The sequence below is a fragment of the Ectopseudomonas khazarica genome, assembly GCF_017915135.1.
Taxonomy (GTDB): Bacteria; Pseudomonadota; Gammaproteobacteria; order Pseudomonadales; family Pseudomonadaceae; genus Aquipseudomonas; species Aquipseudomonas khazarica.
Window position 1 is genome coordinate 1,188,264 of sequence record NZ_CP068551.1, and the last position, 20,501, is coordinate 1,208,764.

A 20,501-nucleotide genomic window follows, 5' to 3' on the forward strand; every position below is an offset into this window, starting at 1 on the left:
GTTTTTCCGGGCGTGCCGAGGGGACTTCGGCACGCTTTATGCGCCAGGGCACAGGCTGGACGGAATTTTTGCGCTTTACTGAGGTTCTGAGTGATGCTCGTGCTACTCCGGCGCAGGCCAGCCAGGGAAACTCAGGATGGGAACGAGGCCAACGAACAGTGCAGCCTATTGGCAACGGTGGTGTGTACCGGGGCTGGCTTTGCTGTTGCTGCTGGGGGGGTGCAGCGGCCGTCTGGACAACGATTCCATCGTCTACAAACGCAGCCCGCTGAAGCCGGCCGAACTGTTGCAGAGCGATGTCGACCGCATGGCCACTCTGGCCATGCGCAACAACCTCAACAGCCTGTACCGCCTGATGAACAAGCTCTATCTGCGCAACCCGCGAGAGTGGCGCAAGAGTGCCTTCCCTGACGCCGCCGCCGCCGAGCGCGCGATCCAGCACGCCATCGAATACAACCAGGACTGGCCGACGCTGGGCGGGCGACGCGACGTCGCCGCGCTGGACTACTCGCTCAGTCCGGCGTTCCAGGGGGATCGGGTGGCGGCCTTCACCTATGCCATCGGCAGCATGCTGGTGACTGCCCATGGCGGGCGCACCGAGTTCTACCTGACCGACAGTTTCGATGCGCAGTTCATCCATAACGCCGCGCGCAATCTCGAGAAGGCCGCCTGGATGCTGAGCAACCGCCGAGATGCCGCCGGGCGACCACTGCTGCTGTCCAACGAGATATCGCAACAGGGCAGCAACCTCAGCTACGCGGTGGAGTTCGGCAAGATGGTGGCGCGCCTCGATCTGCTGACCCATGTGCTCGAGGAGCGCTATCGGCGCATGGGGGCCAACTATGCGCAGAGTCTGTTCCTGCTGAATTTCCTGCCGGTGCAGTAGCGCTTCACTGCATCCAGCGTTGCTGGATCTGCTCCAGTGTGCCGGCTTCGCGCAGGCGCACCAGCGCCTCGGAGAACTGCCGCGCATGTTCGGTATCGCCTTTGGTGAAGGCGACGAAGCGGGGCATCTGGATCAGCGCGCGCGGCAGGACCCGTACCTGCTCCTGGGCGCGCTGCTCACGCACGAAATACAGCAGCTGGGCATGATCGCCGACGATGATGTCGATGCGTCCGGCCAGTAGCATCGACACCAGCTGGCGCGGGTTCTGCGCACTGGTGTCGCGGGACAGCGCCGCGCGGTCGAACTTCTCTTCGTAGGCATAGCCGCGCACCTGCCCGATCACGTAGGGCGACAGATCGTCGAGGTCCTGCCAGTCTTCGATGGCGGTCTTGGCGGTGGTCATGAACACGGTGGAGCCGCTGCGCAGCGGGCCGACCAGCAGGTACTGCTGCTGCCGCTGCGGGGTGCCGGCGAACTGAAAGGCCATCTGCACGTCGCCACGGTCGAGCATGCGCTTGACCCGTTCCCAGGGGTACAGGCGGATTTCGTACGGCACCTGCGCCTCGCGCAGCACCGCATCGACCAGTTCGACATCCAGCCCGCGGGGCGTCTCATCGTCGATGGTGACGAAGCTGTAGGGGGCGAACTGCTCGTCGCCCACCACACGCCATGGCTCCGCTACCACGGGTGCAGCCAGCACCAGGAGAGTGAGCAGCAGATTGCGCATGGCGGGTTTCCTCGTGGCGGACCTGTATTCAGGCTAGCCAATTTCTGCGAGGAGGGTAGTCGCTCAGACCTTGCGCACGAACTCGGACTTGAGCTTCATCGCGCCAATGCCGTCGATCTTGCAGTCGATGTCGTGATCGCCGTCGACCAGGCGGATGTTCTTCACCTTGGTGCCCACCTTGACCACCAGCGACGAGCCCTTGACCTTGAGGTCCTTGATCACGGTGACGCTGTCGCCATCCTGCAGCGGGTTGCCCACCGAGTCCTTGATCACGCGCACGTCATCGCCCGCGTCGGCGTTCTCGCCGGCTTTCCACTCATGGGCGCATTCGGGGCAGACCAACTGATCGCCGTCTTCGTAGGTGTATTCGGAGTTGCACTTGGGGCAGGGTGGCAGGGCGGTCAAGGGAGGTCCTCGGTGAGTGTGGAGAAACCGCAGATTATATAGGGTTTTGTCCGCGAACGCCGCTCTGGGGCGCTGAACCGTCGAGATGCGGGTGTTTAAAATATTGGACTTTCGATTCGCGGCTCACGACCTTGTGTGCGCCGTTATTCGGCTTCTTCAGGGCACTTCGCGGCCGGTGGATAACTGCCAGGGTGAATGATTTTGCTCACTTTTGTTTGACATATTTTACGGCTCGGGCAGACTGGCAGCAGATTCCGCTGCCGAACCGGGTAACGGGTAGTTGTGTCATCGCCCCGCTCAGGCGCGAGTGGACCCGGTTCGAGCCGCCGTCGGATGGCGGCACTCAGACTCAGGACGAGCCTTGGGGCACGGGGTTAGCCAAACAGGCCATGGGTACGACAGCGGAGACGTTCCGCTGGTATCGGTCTGCACAGCAACGACAGGCCCGGCCTGTCCCAAGGTGACGTATGTCCGACAACAAGATCCGCAACACCCCCCGCAAACCCGTCGTGTTGATGTCCATGGGCACTCAAGAGCGCAAGGGCCACGACTACCAGGTAATGACTCACAAATACATCCAGCCGCTGGTCGACTTTTCCGGTTGCGTGCCGGTACTGGTGCCCACCTGCTGCGGTACCGATGATCTCGAACAGTATCTGGACATGGCCGACGGCGTGTACCTGACCGGTGCCGGCAGCAACATCGACCCGGCGCTCTACGGCCAGGAAAACGAGACGCCGAACAAGACCCAGGACCGTGATCGCGACCTGTTCGACCTGCCGCTGATTCATGCCGCCATCGCCCGTAGCCTGCCGATCTTCGCCATCTGCCGTGGCATGCAGGAAATCAACGTCGCGCTGGGCGGCGACATCTACCAGAAGGTCTATGCCGAGCCCGGTTTCAACGACCACCGGGAGAATCCCGACGACCCGGTCGACGTGCAGTACGCGCCGAGCCATGGCGTGCGCCCGGTCGCCGGCAGCTGGTTCGCCGAGCTGATGGGCAAGGACGAGATTCAGGTCAACTCCCTGCACGGCCAGGCCATTCGCAAGCTGGGCAAGGGCGTCGAGGTGCTGGCGACTGCCGAGGACGGCCTGGTCGAGGCGATCCACGCGCCCAGCCTGTCGCCGTTCCTGTTCGCGGTGCAGTGGCATCCGGAGTGGCAGGCCGCGCAGAACCCCGATTCGGTGAAGATCTTCCAGGCCTTCGGTGAAGCCTGTCAGCGCCGCGTCGCCGCTCGCAGCAGCCGCCAGGCTGCCTGAGACCAGCCCCTCGGCGCCTGCCTCAGTAGGCGCCTGGCGGCTGTGGCCAGTTCAGGGTCCCGCTGTCACTGAAGCGGCGGGTACCGAACAGGCCGTCGGCCAGTTTGCCACGCAGCACGTAAGGCACTTCCTGGCCGGGGCGGTAGCCGGCCGCACCCCAGGCCTGGCGCATCACCGAAAACGCTGAAATGCTCACCGGTACGCTCAGTACCGTCTCACCGAAGCGCGGCACGCTGCCGCTCTGGTCGCTGACGCCGCTGGCCAGCGGCTGGCCGTTCACATCCAGATCCAGGGCCATGCCGTTGAAGCTCACGGCGCTGTCATTGGGGTTCTGCACCCGCAGCTTGACTGCGAAGCGGACCTCCAGGCCCTGGCCTGGCAGCGGTTCCAGGCCGACCAGGTCGACCCGTAGCGGATCATGATTGCCGAGGCTGGCGCAGGCGCCCAGGGCGGCGGCGAGCAGGGTGATCAGGCAAAGGCGGAGCAGACGGGGCATGGCGATCTTCTCTGGACGTGAATGCGTTCAGGATAGAAGACCACCGGGCGCGGCATTAGCTCCCGGCGCGTTGCCGCGCACTCAGCACCAGCGCGATACCGCCCAGCACGGCAACGGCGCTGAGCAGCAGGCGCAGGGTCAGCGCTTCGCCGAGCAACAGGCTGCCGCCGAGGGCGGCGAGAATCGGCACGCTGAGTTGCACGGTGGCGGCCTGGCTGGCGTGCAGGCCGGGCAAGGCGCTGTACCAGATGGCGTAGCCGACGCCGGAGGTCAGGGCGCCGGACAGCAGCGCGTAGAACAGCCCCGGCCCATCCCAGTTCAACTGCGGCAGCACGGCCAGCGCCAGCAGCAACGCCAGGGGCGTGGCCCGCAGGAAGTTGCCGGCCGTCACCGCCAGCGGGTTGCCCTGGCCGCGTCCGAGCAGCGAGTAGGCGCCCCAGGCGACCCCGGCCAGTAGCATCAGCAAGGCCGCCAGCAGTGGTGGTGCGCTGGCACCGGGCAGCAGCAGGGCGAGCAGGCCGGCCGTGGCCAGCGCGGTGCCGAGACTGGCGCAAAGGCCCAGGCGTTCGCCGCGCAGCAACCCCCACAACAGCATGCTCAACTGCACTGCGCCGAACAGCAGCAGGGCGCCGACGCCGGTGTCCAGCTGCAGGTAGGCGAAGGAGAACGCAGCCGCATAGGTGAACAGCGCCACGGCGCCGGCCCAGCTGCCAGCCGGGGCTTGCCGGTTCTGGCGCAGTTGCAGCAGCAGCCACAGCATGCATGCACCGGCCAGCAGGCGGACGGCAGTGAAGCTGGCGGCGTCGATGGCCGTTTCACGCAGGGCCAGGCGGCACAGCAACGAGTTGCCGGCGAACGCCAGCATGGCAAGAGCGGTGAGCAGCAGGGTGCGCGGTGACATCGTCCATCCTTGTCGCAACGGCGGGTGATGTCAGGCAGCTAAGCACGTCAGGGCGGTGGCGTGCATTGGCGGAAGGTCGCAAATCCCTGCGACCTTGGCCTGGCTCGCACGAGCGTGCGCTCTAGAAGTGCGCCTTGACCAGCAGGCTGGCGGTGTTCTGGTCGGTCGGGCCGACGAAGTTGTTGCTGACGTAGCCGCCATCCTTGATGCCGTACTTGTTCTTCCAGTAGTCGTACTCGATGCCGACGTACAGCTGCTTCTCGCCCCACTTCAGCGCCTTGCCCAGGTCGTATTTGATCTGCGGGTTGAAGTGCAGGTTGGCGTGGTAGTCGCCGCGGCGGTTGCTGTCGTTGTCCACCACCCAGTCCATGAAGCCATCGATGACGATGTCCGATTCGCCCACGCCAATGGTGTAGCTCCACACCGGGGTGATCTGCCAGACGTTGCTGCCGGCGCGATCGCCATCCGGGGTGCGCAGGTAGGTGTTGAGCTGGAAGTAGTCGAAGCCGGGAATATCGAGGTCGACCGCCGGGCCGATCAGATAGGCATCGACATCATCCTCGCCGAACTCGTAGGTGGTGGAGATCAGCACATCCTTGATCGGGCCGAAGGAGAGGTCGGCGCCACTAATCTTGCCCAGGGAAAAACGCGGGCTGAATTCGCCGTAGAAAGTGTGGCCATCACCCGCGCCGTTGGTCGCATCGGTGTTGTACTTGATCACGTCGACGAACAGGAACAGGTCACCGAAGCTCCAGCCGCTGGCGTGCTCGAAGGTGACGGTCTGCTGGATCTCCGGGTCGATCTTGAAGTCCTGGCCGTAGAGGTAGGTCAGGCTGTTGTTCTGCCACTGCAGCAGGTCACCGGCGATGGCCTGGCCGCCCGCCAGCATGCCGCCCGCGACGAGCAGCGAAGAAAGGGTGCGATTCATGGAAGCTCCTGGTGGTTGAGACGTGTCGTTATGATTTTTTCTGGCCTGCCCGATCCAGCGGACCGCGTCCGGGGCGTCCTGTCGCGACATCAAGGGGCGCTCCCGGTACTTCGTGAACCTGTCCGCTTGGTCAGGCTGGTGCTGTCATAGCAAAAACGGCGCCAATTCTCGTGTCTGGCAATACCCTTTTTCAAATCAATCGGATAGACGTGGTTTCCGGGGGCGTTCGAGGGTTTTCTCTGCACCGTTTTCTGACCGAGAAGACAAAAAAGGCCATAACTTGGTGCGCGACCGTCTGGCGGACGCTGTGGTGCGTTGGCCGGGATGTGCTTGATTAGCTTGATTATGGTCTTAATATAAATATTAAATTATGATCGTAATCTAAAAGATGAGAGGCTCTCCTCTCGCTCATCACACACCTAGGAGATGCACCATGAATACCCCGGCCACTCGCGGAACCGCCCTGATCACCGGCGCCTCTTCAGGCATCGGCGCCACCTATGCCGAGCGCCTGGCGCGTCGCGGCCATGACCTGCTGCTGGTGGCGCGCGACGCCCAGCGCCTCGATGACCTGGCCAGGCGCCTGGGGGCCGAGTACGGGGTTGCGGTCGAGGTCATGCCCGCCGACCTGACGCGCAAGAGCGACGTGCTCGCGGTGGAGCAGCGTCTGCGTGAGGACTCGCGCATCACGCTGCTGGTGAACAACGCCGGGGTGGCCATGAACGGCACGCTGGCCGCTGCTGATCTGGACCAGGCGGAAACCATGATCCAGCTGAACGTGGTCGCGCTGACCCGTCTGGCGGCCGCCGCAGCGGCCAATTTCTCCGCAGCCGGGCGTGGCGGCATCATCAACCTGGGCTCGGTGGTGGCGTTGGCGCCGGAGATGTTCAACGCCGTCTACAGCGCGACCAAGGCCTATGTGCTGAGCCTGACGCAGACCCTGGCGGGCGAGCTGCGCGGCGCTGGCGTTCAGCTGCAGGCGGTGATGCCGGGCGTGACCCGCACCGAGATCTGGGAACGCAGTGGCACCGACGCCTCGGCACTGCCGCCGTCGATGATCATGGAGGTGGGGGAGATGGTCGATGCGGCACTGGCCGGCTTCGATCAGCAGGAACTGGTGACCATCCCTTCACTGCCCGATGCGGCCGACTGGGATGCCTTCGTCAGCGCCCGCGCGGCGCTGGGGCCGAATCTTTCGCACAACCAGGCGGCTGCACGCTACAAGTGACGGGGGTGGCCGGGTGTCGGACTGGCGCCCGGCCAAGCCTCATTCGCTCGGGCTGGCGGCCTTTTCCAGCAGCTTCGCGCGCGTGGTGTGCAGCAGACGGTCGGACAGTTCCGGGTCCTTGACGCTGCGCGACAGCAGCAGCGCGCCGACCATGGCCGAGAGCAGCAGCACGCTTTCGTCTGCGGCGTCGTCACCGTCCAGACCCTGCTCGATCAGCGCCAGGCGGTTGAGCACCATCGCGTCGGTGGTCGTGCTCGGCTCACCGCGTTGCCCCAGCTCCGCGGACATGGTCGGCAGTGGGCAGCCGGCGCCCGGGTTGGCGCGATGGGCATCGGACAGGTAGCGCTGGATGAGCCGTCGCAGCGGCGAGCCGCTTTCCTCAGGTGCCTGCTGCAGGCTGCTCGCCAGGGTCTGCACGGCGTGCTGCAGAGCGGTTTCCACCAGCTCGTCCTTGGACTTGAAGTGGGCGTAGAAGCCGCCATGGGTGAGGCCCAGCGCCTTCATCAGCGGTTGCAGGCCGGTTGCCCCCACGCCGTCACGGCGAAAGCGCAGGGCGGCTTCCTCGATGATGCGTTGATGGGTCTTGGCCTTGTGATCTTCCGAATAGCGCATGGGCTGTCCCGTGTTTCAGATGCTGGCTGTCATCTTACACGCGCGTCGTCGCTCTGGCGCGCCGTGTTCATGTCGAGGATCAGGCAGGTGGTGGACGCGACGGCGTAGAGGCGCTCGTCGACATCGTACAGGCGCCCTTCGGCCAGGGCGGTGGAGCGGCCGACATGGATGATGCGACCTTCGGCGCGCACCGGACCGGCTTCGCTGCGCAAGGCGCGAATGTAGCTCACCCGCAGGTCGGCGGTGGTGTAGCCCTGGCCCGGCTTGAGCAGCGTATGCACGGCGCAACCCATGCAGGAGTCGAGCAGGGTGGCGATGTAGCCGCCATGCACGCTGCCCAGTGGGTTGTAGTGGCTAGGGTCGGGCGCGCCCTGGAAGACGAACAGGCCATTGGCCCAGTGCACGGGGGTGAAGCCGAGCACGGCGTTGATCGGCGGCGAGGGCAGGTCACCACGGCCGATGCCGTCGAAGAAATCCATCGGCGCCATCGCGGCGACTTCGGCCAGGCTCAGCGTGCCAGGGGCGGCGAGCTGGCTGCGCAGCGCCTGTTCTTCGGCGATCCAGGTGGCGAGGCGGGCATCTCGGGATGAAGCGGTCATGACGACTCCTGATAAATATGATGGACGACATTCAATGTTTCATATTATGGTCGAAATATAAATAGCCGCCAGTCGTTGTCACTCGGAGCCTTGCCATGCAGTCTTCCCGCATTCTGTTGCTCATCCTCATGCTGCTCACGGCATTGGGGGAGACCTCCACGCAGTTGCTGATCCCCGCGCTGGGTGAGCTGGAGCGTGGCTTGCACGCCGAGCCCGGCAGCAGCCTGCTGGCGCTCTCGCTGTTCGTCGCGGCCTTCGGCCTGGGCCAGCTGCTGATGGGGCCACTGTCCGACCGGCTGGGGCGCAGGCCGGTGCTGCTCGCTGGGCTGAGCCTGTACCTGCTGGCGACCCTGGGCATGCTGCTGGCGCCAGACATCCAGGTGCTGATCGGCATGCGCGTACTGCAGGGCCTGGGCGCCTGCGCGGCGCTGGTGCTGGCACGCGCCATCGTCCGCGACGTGTGGCAGGAGCAGGCGGGGCCGGCCCTGGCGCTGACGGTGTTGGGGATGTTCGCCGCCATCGTCCTGTCGCCGGTGATCGGCGGCCTGCTGACCCAGTACGGCGGGTGGCGCGCACCGCTGCTGGCCACCCTGGGGCTGGGCGGCCTGGCGTTGCTGTCGACCCTGTTCAGCTACCGCGAGACCCATCTGCAGCGGGACCCGCAGGCCGGCCGCCTCAGGGGCCTGCTGGCCAGTTACCTGCAGGTGCTGCCGAGTTGCCGCGCGCTGGGGCTGACCATCGCCTGTACTTACGGCGCGATGTTCGTCGTGGTGGCCGGCTCGTCGTCGGTCTACATCGGTCTGCTCGGGCTGAGCGCCGCGCAGTACGGCCTGACCTTCGCCCTGATCGTTTCCGGCCTGCTCGGCGGCGCGCTGTTCACCCTGCGCAACGTGCAGCGCCTGGGGCCGCTGCGGGTGGTGGGCATCGGCGTCGGCCTGGTGCTGGTGGGCGCCTTGCTGACGCTGCTGATCTACCTGGCGTTCGGTCTGTCGCTGCTGGGGCTGTCGCTGCCTCAGGTGCTGGTGACGCTGGGTGGCGGCATGCTGCTGCCCGCCGCCGTGGCCGGTGCGGTGATTCCCAACCCGCAGCGCGCAGGGCTGGCGGCGGGGCTGATGGGGTTTTCGCAGATGGCCGGTGCGACCCTGGCCGGGTTGCTGCTGGGGGCCCTGCAGGATGGCTCGGCCTGGCCTATGGTTGCCTTGAATGCACTGTTCGCTGGCCTGGCGTTTCTACTCTTCCATCTCTTGCGGGCACGTCCGGTCGTCACGACTGCGCTGGCCGGCAAACTTCCCTGATCCGAGGAACAAGCTATGAGCAGCTATGACGTAGTCATCATCGGCGCCGGCCCTGGCGGCTACAACGCGGCCATCCGTGCCGGGCAACTGGGGTTGAAGGTGGCGTGCGTGGAGGGGCGCGAAACCCTGGGAGGCACCTGCCTGAATGTCGGCTGCATGCCCTCGAAGGCGCTGCTGCATGCCTCGGAGCTATACGAAGCGGCGGCCGCCGGCGAACTGAGTGCCCTGGGCGTGGAGGTCACGCCGACGCTCAACCTCAAGCAGATGATGAAACAGAAGGCCGACAGCGTCGAAGCGCTGACCAAGGGCGTGGAATTCCTGTTTCGCAAGAACAAGGTGGAATGGGTCAAGGGCTGGGCGCGCATCGACGGCCCCGGACGGGTACAGGTCAGGTTGCACGAGGGCGGCGAGCGCCTGCTCGAGACGACGAACATCGTCATCGCCAGCGGTTCCGAGCCGACGCCGTTGCCGGGCGTCGAGATCGACAACCAGCGCATCCTCGATTCCACCGGCGCCTTGTCGCTGCCCGAGGTGCCCCGGCACCTGGTGGTGATCGGTGCCGGGGTGATCGGCCTGGAGCTGGGCTCGGTATGGCGTCGCCTGGGCAGTCAGGTCACGGTGGTGGAATACCTCGATCGCATCTGCCCCGGCCTGGACGGCGAGACCGCCAGGACGCTGCAGCGCACCCTGGGCAAGCAGGGCATGAGCTTCAAGCTCGGCACCAAGGTCACGGCGGCCCGTTCGGACAAGCGCGGCGTGAGCCTGAGTCTGCAGCCGGCTGCCGGCGGGGTGCAGGAGACCCTGGACGCCGACTACGTGCTGGTGGCCATCGGTCGCCGCCCCTACACCCGTGGCCTGGGGCTGGAGAGCGTGGGGCTCGCTACCGACCAGCGCGGCATGCTCGGCAACGACAGGCAGCACAGCGCTGTGCCCGGTGTCTGGGTGATCGGTGATGTCACCTCCGGGCCGATGCTGGCGCACAAGGCCGAGGACGAGGCGGTGGCCTGCATCGAGCGCATCGCCGGGCATGCGGCCGAGGTCAACTACGGGGTGATCCCCGGGGTGATCTACACCCGTCCGGAAGTGGCCTGCGTCGGCAAGGGCGAGGAGGAACTGAAGGCCGAGGGGCGTGCGTACAAGGTCGGCAAGTTCCCTTTCAGTGCCAACAGCCGGGCGAAGATCAACCACGAGACCGAAGGTTTCGTGAAGATCATCGCCGATGCCGACACCGACCAGATTCTCGGCGTGCACATGATCGGCCCGAGCGTTGGCGAGCTGATCGGCGAGTACTGCGTCGCCATGGAGTTCTCCGCCTCGGCCGAGGACATCGCCCTGACCTGCCACCCGCACCCGACCCGCTCGGAAGCCGGGCGCCAGGCCGCGATGGGCGTGCACGGCTGGACGATGCAGGCGTGACGCCTATCGCCGAGTGCGCTGCCCCCTTGGGACGCCGCGCCGGTGCCCGAGGGGGCGTCAGAGCACGTGGTCGAGGTTGACCGGTTCGCCTGGCCGGGTGTGCAGCTTGGCGCGGATGTCGGCGAACACCTTGTCGTACTCGTCGTGGCCGCGCATCACCGGGCTGGCGTTGATGGGCAGGCCATGGCGGGCGGCGGCGCGGGTGGCCACGCTGGCGAAATTGAAGGCCACGTCGCGGTGCAGTTCGAACTCCTCCTCGAACGGCTTGCCGCGTACGTTGCCGGCCAGGCGCATGTGCAGCATCGGTCCCTGTTGCGGGTCCTGGCGTACTTCGTAGTAGAAGTCGACCGAGAACGGCGGGATGTGGCGCAAGGCGTCGGGGCGGTCGAGGTTGTCACGGTGCAGGTGGCCGGGGGTGAACATGCTGCGGTCCTCCTTCAGCGATGGACGATGCCGTCGCAGGCCATGCTGATGCGTGTGCCGGAGCGGCCCTGGACGATGGCCTCGATGTTTTCCAGCGAGCCGATCACCGCGACGCAGCCGGTGTTGCGGGCGAACTCGCAGGCGGCCTGTACCTTCGGCCCCATGGAGCCGGCGGCGAAACCGAGGTCTTCGAGCGCATCGGGATGGGCTTCGGCGATGGCCTTCTGGCTCGGCTTGCCCCAGTCGACGTAGGCGCCGTCCACGTCGGTGGCGATCACCAGCAGGTCGGCATTCAGCTGTTCGGCCAGCAGCGCCGAGCACAGGTCCTTGTCGATCACCGCCTCGACGCCGCGCAGCTGGTCGCCGTCGTACATGGTCGGGATGCCGCCGCCGCCGGCGCAGATCACCACGCTGCCTTTTTCCAGCAGCCACTTGATCGGGCGGATCTCGAAGATGCGCTGCGGCCGCGGGCTGGCCACCACGCGGCGGAACTTGTCGCCATCCGGGGCAATGCTCCAGCCTTTCTCGGCGGCCAGGCGCTCGGCCTCCTCCCGGGCATAGACCGGGCCGATGGGCTTGGTCGGGTGCTTGAACGCCGGGTCGGCGCTGTCCACCTCGACCTGGGTGAGGATGGTGGCGAAGGGCACCTCGAAGGGCAGCAGGTTGCCCAGCTCCTGTTCGATCATGTAGCCGATCATGCCCTCGGTCTCGGCGCCGAGCACGTCCAGCGGGTACGGGTTGGCGGCGTCGAAGGCGTTGCCTTGCAAGGCCAGCAGGCCAACCTGCGGACCGTTGCCGTGGGCGATCACCAGCTCGACGCCGGGAGCGACCTTGGCGATCTGCTGGCAGGCAACGCGCACGTTGTCACGCTGGTTTTGCGCAGTCATGGCTTCGCCGCGACGAAGCAGGGCGTTACCGCCCAGAGCGATGACGAGTCGCATACTGTTCTCCTTGGTCCAGGCGCCTGGGCGCCCGGCTTTGCGCAGGATCGGGCTTGCTGGCAAGCCCGATCCTGCAGGTGCCATTTGTCAGATATCCGCCAGGGTCGCGACCAGGATCGCCTTGATCGTGTGCATGCGGTTTTCCGCCTGCTCGAAGGCGATGTTCCACGGCGACTCGAAGACCTCTTCGGTGACCTCGATGCCGTTCTTCAGGTGCGGGTACTGCTCGGCGATCTGCTTGCCGACCTTGGTCTCGCTGTTGTGGAAGGCCGGCAGGCAATGCATGAACTTGACCCGTGGATTGCCCGCGGCCTTCATGATCTCGGCGTTGACCTGATAGGGCAGCAGCTCCTCGATGCGCTCGCCCCAGGCCTCCACCGGTTCACCCATGGACACCCACACGTCGGTGTGCACGAAGTCCACGCCCTTGACCGCTTCCTTCGGGTCTTCGGTGAGCAGCAGGCGCGCGCCGCTCTCTTCCGCGAAGCGCTTGCAGGCGGCGACGTGCTCGTCGCTCGGCCACAGGGCCTTGGGAGCGGCGATGCGCACGTCCATGCCGAGCTTGGCGCCGATCAGCAGCAGCGAGTTGCCCATGTTGTTGCGTGCATCGCCCAGGTAGGCGTAGGCGATGTCATGCAGCGGCTTGTCGCTGTGCTCGCGCATGGTCAGCACGTCGGCGAGCATCTGCGTCGGGTGGTATTCGTCGGTGAGGCCGTTGAACACCGGCACGCCGGCATGCTGCGCCAGCTCCTCGACGATCTCCTGGTGGAAGCCGCGGTACTCGATGGCGTCGTACATGCGCCCGAGCACGCGGGCGGTGTCCTTCATGCTTTCCTTGTGACCGATCTGCGAGGAGTTGGGGTCGATGTAGGTGACGTTGGCGCCCTGGTCGTAGGCGGCCACCTCGAAGGCGCAGCGGGTGCGGGTGGAGGTTTTCTCGAATATCAGCGCGATGTTCTTGCGCTGCAGGTGTCGCTGCTCGGTGCCGGTGTACTTGGCGCGCTTGAGATCGCGCGAGAGGTCGAGCAGGTAGCGCAGCTCCCGGGTGCTGTGGTGCATCAGGCTGAGCAGGTTGCGGTTGTGCATGTTGAAAGCCATGGTTCTCTCTCCTTGTGGGCGGTCGAACGCCCCGGTGGCGGATGGCCGCCGGGGCCGGCTCGATCAGTAATCGATGGGGTCGCGGATGATCGGGCAGGTCATGCAGTGGCCGCCGCCACGGCCGCGCCCGAGTTCGCTGGCGCTGATGGTGATGACCTCGACCCCGGCCTTGCGCAGCAGGGTGTTGGTGTAGGTGTTGCGGTCGTAGCCGATGACCACGCCGGGCTCCAGGCAGACCACGTTGTTGCCGTCGTCCCATTGCTCGCGTTCGGCTTCATAGGCGTCGCCACCGGTCTCCACCACGCGCAGTTGCTTGAGGCCGAGCGATTCGGCGACCACGTCGAGGAAGGATTTTTCCTCGCGGCGCACGTCGACTCCGCCAGGGCGGCTCTCGTCCGGACGCAGGGTGAAGGGCACGATCGAGTTGGCCACTTCCGGGAAGATGGTCACCAGGTCGCGGTCGCAGAAGCTGAACACGGTGTCCAGGTGCATGGCGGCGCGGGACTTGCCGAGCCCGGCCACCACCACCTTGTCCGCCGCGCCCTTGGCGAACAGCGCGCGGGCGACCTGACCGATGGCCTGGTGCGAGGTGCGCTCACCCATGCCGATCAGCACGGTGCCGTTGCCGATGGGCATGACGTCGCCGCCTTCCAGGGTGGCCGAGCCGTGGTCCTTGTCCGGGTCGCCATACCAGATGTCGAACTGTTCGCCGGCGAAGTCCGGGTGGAACTTGTAGATGGCGCTGGCCAGCAGGGTTTCCTGGCGGCGTGCCGGCCAGTGCATGGGGTTGAGCGTGACGCCGCCGTAGATCCAGCAGGTGGTGTCGCGGGTGAACTGGGTGTTGGGCAGCGGCGGGAAGATGAAGCTGGACTCGCCGAGGTAGGCGTTGAACATCTTCGCCGCCTCGGAGTTCTTGTGCCTGGCCAGGTCGGCGCCGGAGACGCCACCGATGAGGAACTCGGCGATGCGCCGATGCTCCAGGCCTTCGACGAAATCGCGCACTTCGCTGAGCAGGCCGAGGCCGACGCTGTTGGCGGTGATCTTGCGGTCGAGAATCCACTTCAGCGCTTCGGGGTTGCTGATGGTCTCTTCCAGCAGGTTGTGCATTTCCACGACGTCGACGCCCCGTTCGCGCATCTTGGTCATGAAATCGAAGTGGTCGCGCTTGGCCTGCGATACCCAGATCACGTCGTCGAACAGCAGTTCGTCGCAGTTGGCCGGGGTCAGGCGCAGGTGCGCCAGGCCCGGTGAGCAGACCATTACCTTGTGCAGTTTGCCGGCTTCGGAATGAACGCCGAGGGGTTTCTTGCTCATGAAAGAACTCCTTCTCCTAGAGACTCAGGAAACCGTCGTAGAGCCCGTAGGCTGCAATGGCGGCACCGATCAGTACGGCGACGAGGATCAGCTTCTCGACGCCGGTGAAAATGGGTTGTCCCAGTTCGTGCTTGGCCTTGGCGAAGAGAATCGCGCCTGGGGCGTAGAGCAGGGCCGAGAGCAGCAGGTACTGCACGCCGGCGGCGTACAGCAGCCAGACCGCGTACAGGGTGGAAACCAGGGCGATCAGCAGGTCCTTGTTGCGCTCGCCGGCGGCGTTCTCGTAGGTCTCGCCACGCACGGCCAGCAGTACCGCGTAGGCGCTGGACCAGAAGTAGGGCACCAGGATCATCGAGGTGGCCAGGTACAGCAGGCTGAGGTAGGTGGAGGCGTTGAACAGGGTGATGATCAGGAACAGCTGGATCAGCCCGTTGGACAGCCACAGCGCGTTGGCCGGAACGTGGTTGGCGTTCTCCTTGCGCAGGAACTCCGGCATGGTGTGGTCGCGGGCGCTGGCGAAGAGAATCTCGGCGCACAGCAGTGTCCACGACAGCAGCGCTCCGGCCAGGGAGACGATCAGGCCGATGGAAATCAGCTGCGCACCCCAGGGGCCGACCACCTGCTCCAGCACGCCGGCCATCGACGGGTTCTTCAGCCCGGCCAGCTCGGCCTGGGCCATGATGCCCTGCGACAGGATGTTGACCAGGACCAGCAGCAGGAGCACGCCGACGAAGCCGATCACCGTGGCCTTGCCGACGTCGCTGCGCTTCTCGGCGCGGGCCGAGAAGATGCTCGCCCCCTCGATGCCGATGAACACCCAGACGGTGACCAGCATCATGTTGCGCACCTGGTCCATCACGCTGCCCAGGTCGCTGTTGCCGCGTCCCCAGAAGTCACTGGTGAACACGTCGAGCTTGAAGGCGATGGCGGCGATGATGATGAACAGCGCCAGCGGCAGCATCTTGGCGATGGTGGTGACGGTGTTGATGAAGGCCGCTTCCTTGATGCCACGCAGCACCAGGAAGTGCAGCAGCCACAGCAGGATCGAGGCGCAGATCACCGCCGGCAGGGTGTTGCCCTCGCCGAACACCGGGAAGAAGTAGCCGAGGGTGGAGAACAGCAGCACCATGTAGCTGACGTTGCCGATCCAGGCACTGATCCAGTAGCCCCAGGCCGAGGAGAAACCCATGTAGTCGCCGAAACCGGCCTTGGCGTAGGCGTACACCCCGCCGTCGAGTTCGGGCTTGCGGTTGGCCAGGGTCTGGAAGACGAATGCCAGGGTGAGCATGCCGACCCCGGTGATCAGCCAGCCGATCAGGGTGGCACCGGCGCTGGCGCTGGCGGCGATGTTCTGCGGCAGGGAAAAGATACCGCCACCGACCATGGAGCCGACCACCAGCGCGATCAGGGCGCCGAGGCGGAGTTTTTGCGTCGAATCAGACATCTCAATTACCTCCATGTCACGTGGGGACATTGGTATTGAGCGCGTTTGACGAGCACAGCATCCTGACTTGAATCAATGGACCAGGTTCGTCAACGCACATCCCTGTTTCAGGCGTTGTCGAGCACGTGCGACGAGGCAGGACTGCAGCTCGGTGCGACGCTTTGCAGGCGTCAGCCTGATCAGACACTAGTCAGTTTTCTTGACAGCGCAATGATGGCGAAATGAAAACTTTTCGCATGCGTGGGGAGGGCAGGCGGGGTGGGTGACCCCGCCTGGTGCGTTTGCCGGGTAGGCGTACGCGGGCCCGGAGGCCTATCGGGAAGGAACACGGCGCCGGGCGGGTAGCCCCTGCAGGTAGTCGCGCCGTGGTTGCAGCATGCCGTGGAAAGCTTTCAGCAGGCTTTCCACGGTGCGACTCGGTGATGACGCCGGCGATCAGCCGATGGTCATCAGGCTGGCGTTGCCACCCGCCGCCGCGGTGTTGACGCTCAGGGCGTGTTCGACCAGCAGGCGCTCCAGCGCGATGTCGGTCTCGCCCTTGTTCAGGCCGTGCACGCCGATGATGGCGCCCTTGCGCTGCGCAGCCTGCTCGCTCACCGCGCGCAGCTGGTCGGAATCGCCATGGTGCAGGATGGCATCCAGCTCCACGTCGATGCTGTTCCAGTCGGCCACCAGCTGGATGTGCTTCTGCACCTCCTTCGGCAGTTCGCTGTACAGCGCGCGCTGGCTTTCCAGCCAGATCGCCCGGCTGCCGACCGCCAGGGTGGCGGCCAGCTGGGCCAGCAGGTCGCCGCGCTCGTCGGCGAGGTTGAGTACCTGCTCGCGCGGCAGCAGGGTGTAGCTGTTGCGCTCGCCGGTCGGGCCGGTCAGCAGGTGGCTGCTGTAGCTCTGCGACAGGCTGCGGTACTGCTCGAACAGGGCGGCGATGGCCGGCTCCTGCTGGCCCGCCCACTCGGCGAAGGCGGCGCGCAGCTTGTCCAGCTCGCTCGGCGCGGGCAGGGTCTGCACGTCGGCCTGTTGCAGGTACTGGGCGACGGCTTCCTGCGGACGGGTCGACAGCAGGCGGTACAGGTACAGCGGGCCGCCGGCTTTCGGGCCGGTGCCGGACAGGCCTTCGCCGCCGAACGGCTGCACGCCGACCACGGCGCCGACCATGTTGCGGTTGACGTACAGGTTGCCGACCTTGGCCGTGCCCACCACCTGGGCGATGGTTTCGTCGATGCGCGTGTGCACGCCGAGGGTCAGGCCGTAGCCGCTGTCGTTGATCTGCTGCAGCAGCTTGCCGAGGTCGGCGCGCTGGTAGCGCACCACGTGCAGCACCGGGCCGAAGATCTCGCGCTTCATTTCGTCGAAGCTGTCCAGCTCGATCAGGGTCGGCACGACGAAGGTGCCGCGCTTGATCTCTTCGCCGTTGGCGCGCGCCAGCTGGGTGACCTTGCGGCCTTTCTCGCGCAGCTTCTGGATGTGGGTCTCGATGCCCGCCTTGGCTTCGGCGTCGATCACCGGGCCGATGTCGGTGTTCAGGCGCTCCGGGTTGCCCAGGCTGTACTCGGCCATGGCGCCCTTGAGCATGGTCAGCACGCGGTCGGCGACGTCATCCTGCACGCACAGCACGCGCAGGGCCGAGCAGCGCTGGCCGGCGCTGTCGAAGGCGGAAGCCACCACGTCCATCACCACCTGCTCGGTCAGTGCCGAGGAGTCGACGATCATGGCGTTGAGGCCGCCGGTCTCGGCGATCAGCGGAATGGTACGGCCCTGGGCATCCAGGCGGCCGGCGATGTTGCGCTGGAGGATGCCGGCGACTTCGGTGGAGCCGGTGAACATCACGCCACGCACGCGCTCGTCACCCACCAGGCGCGCACCGACGGTTTCGCCACGGCCCGGCAGCAGCTGCACGGCACCTGCAGGCACGCCGGCCTCGAGGAGGATGCGCACGGCCTGGGCGGCGACCAGCGGGGTCTGCTCGGCCGGCTTGGCCAGCACGGTGTTGCCGGCGGCCAGCGCCGCAGCGACCTGGCCGCTGAAAATGGCCAGGGGGAAGTTCCACGGGCTGATGCACACCACCGGGCCCAGCGGGCGGTGGCTGTCGTTGCCGAAGCTGCGCGCCTGGATCGCGTAGTAGCGCAGGAAATCCACGGCCTCGCGCACTTCGGCGATGGCGTTGGCGAAGGTCTTGCCGGACTCGCGCACCAGCAGGCCCATCAGTTGCTGCAGCTCGGCTTCCATCAGGTCGGCGGCGCGCTCCAGCACGGTGGCGCGCTCGGCCGGCAGAGTGGACTGCCAGATCTGCCCGCTGGCCATGGCGCAGAGGATGGCGCTGTCGACGTCGGCGATGCTGGCTTCGCGCACGTGGCCGACCAGGTCGCGGTGGTCGGCCGGGTTGCGTACCGGCTCCGGCTCGCCCGGGGCTGCGCCATCGCAGCCCAGCATCGGCTCGGCCAGGTAGCTGTGGTTGACGGTCGACAGCAGTGCCGAGGACAGCGAGCCGAGGCGGTGTTCGTTGGCCAGGTCGAGGCCGGAGGAGTTGAGGCGTTGCTGGCCGTACAGGTCACGCGGCATAGGGATGCGCGGGTGCGGCAGGCCGATGGTGCCTTCCTGGGCGGCCATCTGCTCGACCTGGACCACCGGGTCCAGCACCAGGTCTTTCAGCGAGATGCTGTGGTCGGCGATGCGGTTGACGAAGCTGGTGTTGGCGCCGTTTTCCAGCAGGCGGCGTACCAGGTAGGCGAGCAGGGTCTCGTGGCTGCCCACCGGCGCGTAGATACGGCACGGACGGTTCAGCTTGCCATCGGCAAGCTTGCCGACCACCTGCTCGTACAGCGGCTCGCCCATGCCGTGCAGGCACTGGAACTCGTACTGGCCCGGGTAGTAGTTCTGCCCGGCCAGGTTGTAGATGGCCGACAGCGAGTGGGCGTTGTGCGTGGCGAACTGCGGGTAGATGGCTTCCGGCGCGGCCAGCAGCTTGCGTGCGCAGGCGATGTAGGACACGTCGGTGTACGGCTTGCGGGTGTACACCGGGTAGCCTTCCAGGCCGTTGACCTGGGCCAGCTTGATCTCGCTGTCCCAGTAGGCGCCCTTGACCAGGCGGATCATCAGGCGGTGGCGGCTGCGCTTGGCCAGGTCGATGACGTAGTCGATCACGTACGGGCAGCGCTTCTGGTAGGCCTGGATGACGAAACCGATGCCGTTCCAGCCGGCGAGGCTCGGCTCGAAGCACAGGCGCTCGAGCAGGTCCAGCGACAGCTCCAGGCGGTCGGCTTCCTCGGCGTCGATGTTGATGCCGATGTCGTACTGCTTGGCCAGCTGGGTCAGGCTCAGCAGAGTCGGGTACAGCTCCTCCATCACGCGCTCGTACTGGGCGCGGCTGTAGCGCGGGTGCAGGGCCGAGAGCTTGATCGAGATGCCCGGGCCTTCGTAGATGCCACGGCCATGCGAGGCCTTGCCGATGGCATGGATGGCTTGCTCGTAGGAGGCCAGGTAGCGCTTGGCGTCTTCTTCGGTCAGCGCGGCTTCGCCGAGCATGTCGTAGGAGTAGCGGAAGCCCTTGCTTTCCAGGGTGGCGGCGTTGGCCAGGGCTTCGGCGATGGTCTCGCCGGTGACGAACTGCTCGCCCATCAGGCGCATGGCCATGTCCACGCCCTTGCGGATCACCGGCTCGCCGCTCTTGCCGATGATGCGGTTGAGCGCCGAGGTCATGCCCGCTTCGTTATGGGTGGAGACCAGCTTGCCGGTGATCAGCAGGCCCCAGCTCGCCGCGTTGACGAACATCGACGGACTCTGGCCCAGGTGCTGGCTCCAGTTGCCGTTGGCGATCTTGTCGCGGATCAGGGCGTCACGGGTGGCCTTGTCCGGGATGCGCAGCAGTGCTTCGGCCAGGCACATCAGCGCCACGCCTTCCTGCGACGACAGCGAGAACTCCTGCAGCAGGCCCTGCACCAGGCCCTGGCGGCCGCTGGCGTTCTTCTGCTTGCGCAACTTCTCGGCGATGCTGAGGGCCAGCTTCTGCGAGGCCTCGGCCTGCTCCCTGGTCAGGCGCGCCTGCTCCAGCAGCATGGGCACCACTTCGGTTTCCGGGCGGCGGTAGGCGCTGGTGATGGCGGCGCGCAGCACCGACTGCGGCAGGATGCTCTCGGCGAAGTCGAGGAACACCTGCAGGCCTTGTTCGCTCAGCGACTCCAGGGCTTCCTCACCGGCGGCTGCGGCCAGGCCGGCATGCTCGGCGGGCGTCAGACCACTCTCGACCTGCTCCAGGTAGTTGAAGATTGCCTGCTTGATCATCCAGTGCGGAGTGCGGTCGATCTGCTGGGCGGCCTTCTTCAAGCGCTCGCGGGTGGCATCGTCGAGTTTTACGCCAAGGGTGGTGGTAGCCATGAGGAGTCCTACTTGTTATCAGGTTATGCACGGTAGAAAAATTGCCTGGGCAATCTTTGACGTCGCCTGCGACGGCCCGAAGGGTTGCTGCCAGGGATGGCGGGCAACAGAAAAGCTGCGGGAGATTAAACCTGAGAATATGCAAGGTGCAACCA

Annotated in this window: 18 protein-coding genes; 5 read left to right on the forward strand and 13 right to left on the reverse strand. The window is 65.9% G+C overall.

Going from position 1 to position 20,501, the window contains the following annotated elements; translation table 11 throughout:
- Positions 1 to 136: 136 nt before the first annotated feature.
- Positions 137 to 886, forward strand: coding sequence for a hypothetical protein (locus tag JLK41_RS05460; protein WP_052178397.1), 750 nt, complete (start codon positions 137 to 139; stop codon positions 884 to 886).
- A 4-nt stretch (positions 887 to 890) separates the two neighbouring features.
- On the opposite strand, the gene JLK41_RS05465 is transcribed toward JLK41_RS05460, so the two are convergent.
- Both JLK41_RS05465 and JLK41_RS05470 read right to left on the reverse strand, forming a co-directional pair.
- Positions 891 to 1,613 carry a substrate-binding periplasmic protein gene (locus JLK41_RS05465; protein WP_210390522.1) on the reverse strand — a complete coding sequence of 241 codons (723 nt, stop codon included), beginning with the start codon at positions 1,611 to 1,613 and terminating at the stop codon, positions 891 to 893.
- Positions 1,614 to 1,676: 63 nt separating this feature from the next.
- A complete protein-coding gene (locus tag JLK41_RS05470) occupies positions 1,677 to 2,018 on the reverse strand; it encodes a zinc ribbon domain-containing protein YjdM (RefSeq protein ID WP_037046925.1) in 342 nt (113 codons plus the stop codon).
- A 467-nt stretch (positions 2,019 to 2,485) separates the two neighbouring features.
- On the opposite strand from JLK41_RS05470, the gene JLK41_RS05475 reads away from it, so the two are divergent.
- Positions 2,486 to 3,280 carry a gamma-glutamyl-gamma-aminobutyrate hydrolase family protein gene (locus JLK41_RS05475; protein WP_175253059.1) on the forward strand — a complete coding sequence of 265 codons (795 nt, stop codon included), beginning with the start codon at positions 2,486 to 2,488 and terminating at the stop codon, positions 3,278 to 3,280.
- 22 nt (positions 3,281 to 3,302) lie between these two features.
- Here the strand turns inward: JLK41_RS05475 and JLK41_RS05480 are convergent, their stop codons facing one another.
- From JLK41_RS05480 to JLK41_RS05490, 3 genes are all read right to left on the reverse strand, one after another.
- Positions 3,303 to 3,776 carry an LEA/WHy family protein gene (locus JLK41_RS05480; RefSeq protein ID WP_037046928.1) on the reverse strand — a complete coding sequence of 158 codons (474 nt, stop codon included), beginning with the start codon at positions 3,774 to 3,776 and terminating at the stop codon, positions 3,303 to 3,305.
- A 55-nt stretch (positions 3,777 to 3,831) separates the two neighbouring features.
- The gene (locus JLK41_RS05485; protein WP_210390523.1) at positions 3,832 to 4,677 is read right to left on the reverse strand and encodes an EamA family transporter; all 846 of its coding nucleotides are present in this window, start codon (positions 4,675 to 4,677) and stop codon (positions 3,832 to 3,834) included.
- Positions 4,678 to 4,798: 121 nt separating this feature from the next.
- On the reverse strand, positions 4,799 to 5,605 hold the full coding sequence (locus tag JLK41_RS05490; RefSeq protein ID WP_210390524.1) for an outer membrane protein OmpK: 807 nt from the start codon (positions 5,603 to 5,605) through the stop codon (positions 4,799 to 4,801).
- 433 nt (positions 5,606 to 6,038) lie between these two features.
- Between JLK41_RS05490 and JLK41_RS05495 the strand changes: the two genes are divergently transcribed.
- Positions 6,039 to 6,833 (forward strand): SDR family NAD(P)-dependent oxidoreductase, encoded by a 795-nt coding sequence (locus JLK41_RS05495; protein ID WP_150608323.1) that lies wholly within the window; start codon positions 6,039 to 6,041, stop codon positions 6,831 to 6,833.
- A gap of 39 nt (positions 6,834 to 6,872) precedes the next feature.
- On the opposite strand, the gene JLK41_RS05500 is transcribed toward JLK41_RS05495, so the two are convergent.
- Positions 6,873 to 7,445 carry a TetR/AcrR family transcriptional regulator gene (locus JLK41_RS05500; protein WP_134677741.1) on the reverse strand — a complete coding sequence of 191 codons (573 nt, stop codon included), beginning with the start codon at positions 7,443 to 7,445 and terminating at the stop codon, positions 6,873 to 6,875.
- Between the two features lie 29 nt (positions 7,446 to 7,474).
- Positions 7,475 to 8,044 (reverse strand): PaaI family thioesterase, encoded by a 570-nt coding sequence (locus JLK41_RS05505; RefSeq protein WP_037046936.1) that lies wholly within the window; start codon positions 8,042 to 8,044, stop codon positions 7,475 to 7,477.
- Between the two features lie 95 nt (positions 8,045 to 8,139).
- On the opposite strand from JLK41_RS05505, the gene JLK41_RS05510 reads away from it, so the two are divergent.
- Positions 8,140 to 9,339: an MFS transporter gene (locus JLK41_RS05510; protein WP_210390525.1), complete on the forward strand. Its 1,200-nt coding sequence runs from the start codon at positions 8,140 to 8,142 to the stop codon at positions 9,337 to 9,339.
- Between the two features lie 15 nt (positions 9,340 to 9,354).
- Complete coding sequence (lpdA, locus tag JLK41_RS05515) at positions 9,355 to 10,755, forward strand: dihydrolipoyl dehydrogenase (protein WP_210390526.1); 1,401 nt, start codon at positions 9,355 to 9,357, stop codon at positions 10,753 to 10,755.
- 57 nt (positions 10,756 to 10,812) lie between these two features.
- On the opposite strand, the gene JLK41_RS05520 is transcribed toward lpdA, so the two are convergent.
- The 6 genes from JLK41_RS05520 to putA form a co-directional block, all read right to left on the reverse strand.
- On the reverse strand, positions 10,813 to 11,178 hold the full coding sequence (locus tag JLK41_RS05520; protein ID WP_037046939.1) for a DUF5064 family protein: 366 nt from the start codon (positions 11,176 to 11,178) through the stop codon (positions 10,813 to 10,815).
- Between the two features lie 14 nt (positions 11,179 to 11,192).
- Positions 11,193 to 12,119 carry a carbamate kinase gene (arcC, locus tag JLK41_RS05525; RefSeq protein WP_037046941.1) on the reverse strand — a complete coding sequence of 309 codons (927 nt, stop codon included), beginning with the start codon at positions 12,117 to 12,119 and terminating at the stop codon, positions 11,193 to 11,195.
- 87 nt (positions 12,120 to 12,206) lie between these two features.
- Positions 12,207 to 13,217 carry an ornithine carbamoyltransferase gene (locus JLK41_RS05530; protein WP_037046943.1) on the reverse strand — a complete coding sequence of 337 codons (1,011 nt, stop codon included), beginning with the start codon at positions 13,215 to 13,217 and terminating at the stop codon, positions 12,207 to 12,209.
- A gap of 63 nt (positions 13,218 to 13,280) precedes the next feature.
- Positions 13,281 to 14,531 (reverse strand): arginine deiminase, encoded by a 1,251-nt coding sequence (gene arcA, locus JLK41_RS05535; protein WP_037046944.1) that lies wholly within the window; start codon positions 14,529 to 14,531, stop codon positions 13,281 to 13,283.
- 16 nt (positions 14,532 to 14,547) lie between these two features.
- The gene (gene arcD / locus JLK41_RS05540; RefSeq protein ID WP_134677736.1) at positions 14,548 to 15,975 is read right to left on the reverse strand and encodes an arginine-ornithine antiporter; all 1,428 of its coding nucleotides are present in this window, start codon (positions 15,973 to 15,975) and stop codon (positions 14,548 to 14,550) included.
- A 435-nt stretch (positions 15,976 to 16,410) separates the two neighbouring features.
- A complete protein-coding gene (putA, locus tag JLK41_RS05545; RefSeq protein WP_210390527.1) occupies positions 16,411 to 20,346 on the reverse strand; it encodes a trifunctional transcriptional regulator/proline dehydrogenase/L-glutamate gamma-semialdehyde dehydrogenase in 3,936 nt (1,311 codons plus the stop codon).
- Positions 20,347 to 20,501 lie beyond the last annotated feature (155 nt).

Coding starts and splice junctions, on each gene's coding strand:
- JLK41_RS05500 (WP_134677741.1), bottom strand. CDS start 7,445: ATGCGCTATTCGGAAGATCACAAGGCCAAGACCCATCAACGCATCATC.
- JLK41_RS05475 (WP_175253059.1), top strand. CDS start 2,486: ATGTCCGACAACAAGATCCGCAACACCCCCCGCAAACCCGTCGTGTTG.
- putA (WP_210390527.1), bottom strand. CDS start 20,346: ATGGCTACCACCACCCTTGGCGTAAAACTCGACGATGCCACCCGCGAG.
- JLK41_RS05510 (WP_210390525.1), top strand. CDS start 8,140: ATGCAGTCTTCCCGCATTCTGTTGCTCATCCTCATGCTGCTCACGGCA.
- arcC (WP_037046941.1), bottom strand. CDS start 12,119: ATGCGACTCGTCATCGCTCTGGGCGGTAACGCCCTGCTTCGTCGCGGC.
- arcA (WP_037046944.1), bottom strand. CDS start 14,531: ATGAGCAAGAAACCCCTCGGCGTTCATTCCGAAGCCGGCAAACTGCAC.
- JLK41_RS05495 (WP_150608323.1), top strand. CDS start 6,039: ATGAATACCCCGGCCACTCGCGGAACCGCCCTGATCACCGGCGCCTCT.
- JLK41_RS05465 (WP_210390522.1), bottom strand. CDS start 1,613: ATGCGCAATCTGCTGCTCACTCTCCTGGTGCTGGCTGCACCCGTGGTA.
- JLK41_RS05460 (WP_052178397.1), top strand. CDS start 137: ATGGGAACGAGGCCAACGAACAGTGCAGCCTATTGGCAACGGTGGTGT.
- JLK41_RS05505 (WP_037046936.1), bottom strand. CDS start 8,044: ATGACCGCTTCATCCCGAGATGCCCGCCTCGCCACCTGGATCGCCGAA.
- JLK41_RS05530 (WP_037046943.1), bottom strand. CDS start 13,217: ATGGCTTTCAACATGCACAACCGCAACCTGCTCAGCCTGATGCACCAC.
- JLK41_RS05490 (WP_210390524.1), bottom strand. CDS start 5,605: ATGAATCGCACCCTTTCTTCGCTGCTCGTCGCGGGCGGCATGCTGGCG.
- JLK41_RS05520 (WP_037046939.1), bottom strand. CDS start 11,178: ATGTTCACCCCCGGCCACCTGCACCGTGACAACCTCGACCGCCCCGAC.
- arcD (WP_134677736.1), bottom strand. CDS start 15,975: ATGTCTGATTCGACGCAAAAACTCCGCCTCGGCGCCCTGATCGCGCTG.
- JLK41_RS05480 (WP_037046928.1), bottom strand. CDS start 3,776: ATGCCCCGTCTGCTCCGCCTTTGCCTGATCACCCTGCTCGCCGCCGCC.
- JLK41_RS05485 (WP_210390523.1), bottom strand. CDS start 4,677: ATGTCACCGCGCACCCTGCTGCTCACCGCTCTTGCCATGCTGGCGTTC.
- lpdA (WP_210390526.1), top strand. CDS start 9,355: ATGAGCAGCTATGACGTAGTCATCATCGGCGCCGGCCCTGGCGGCTAC.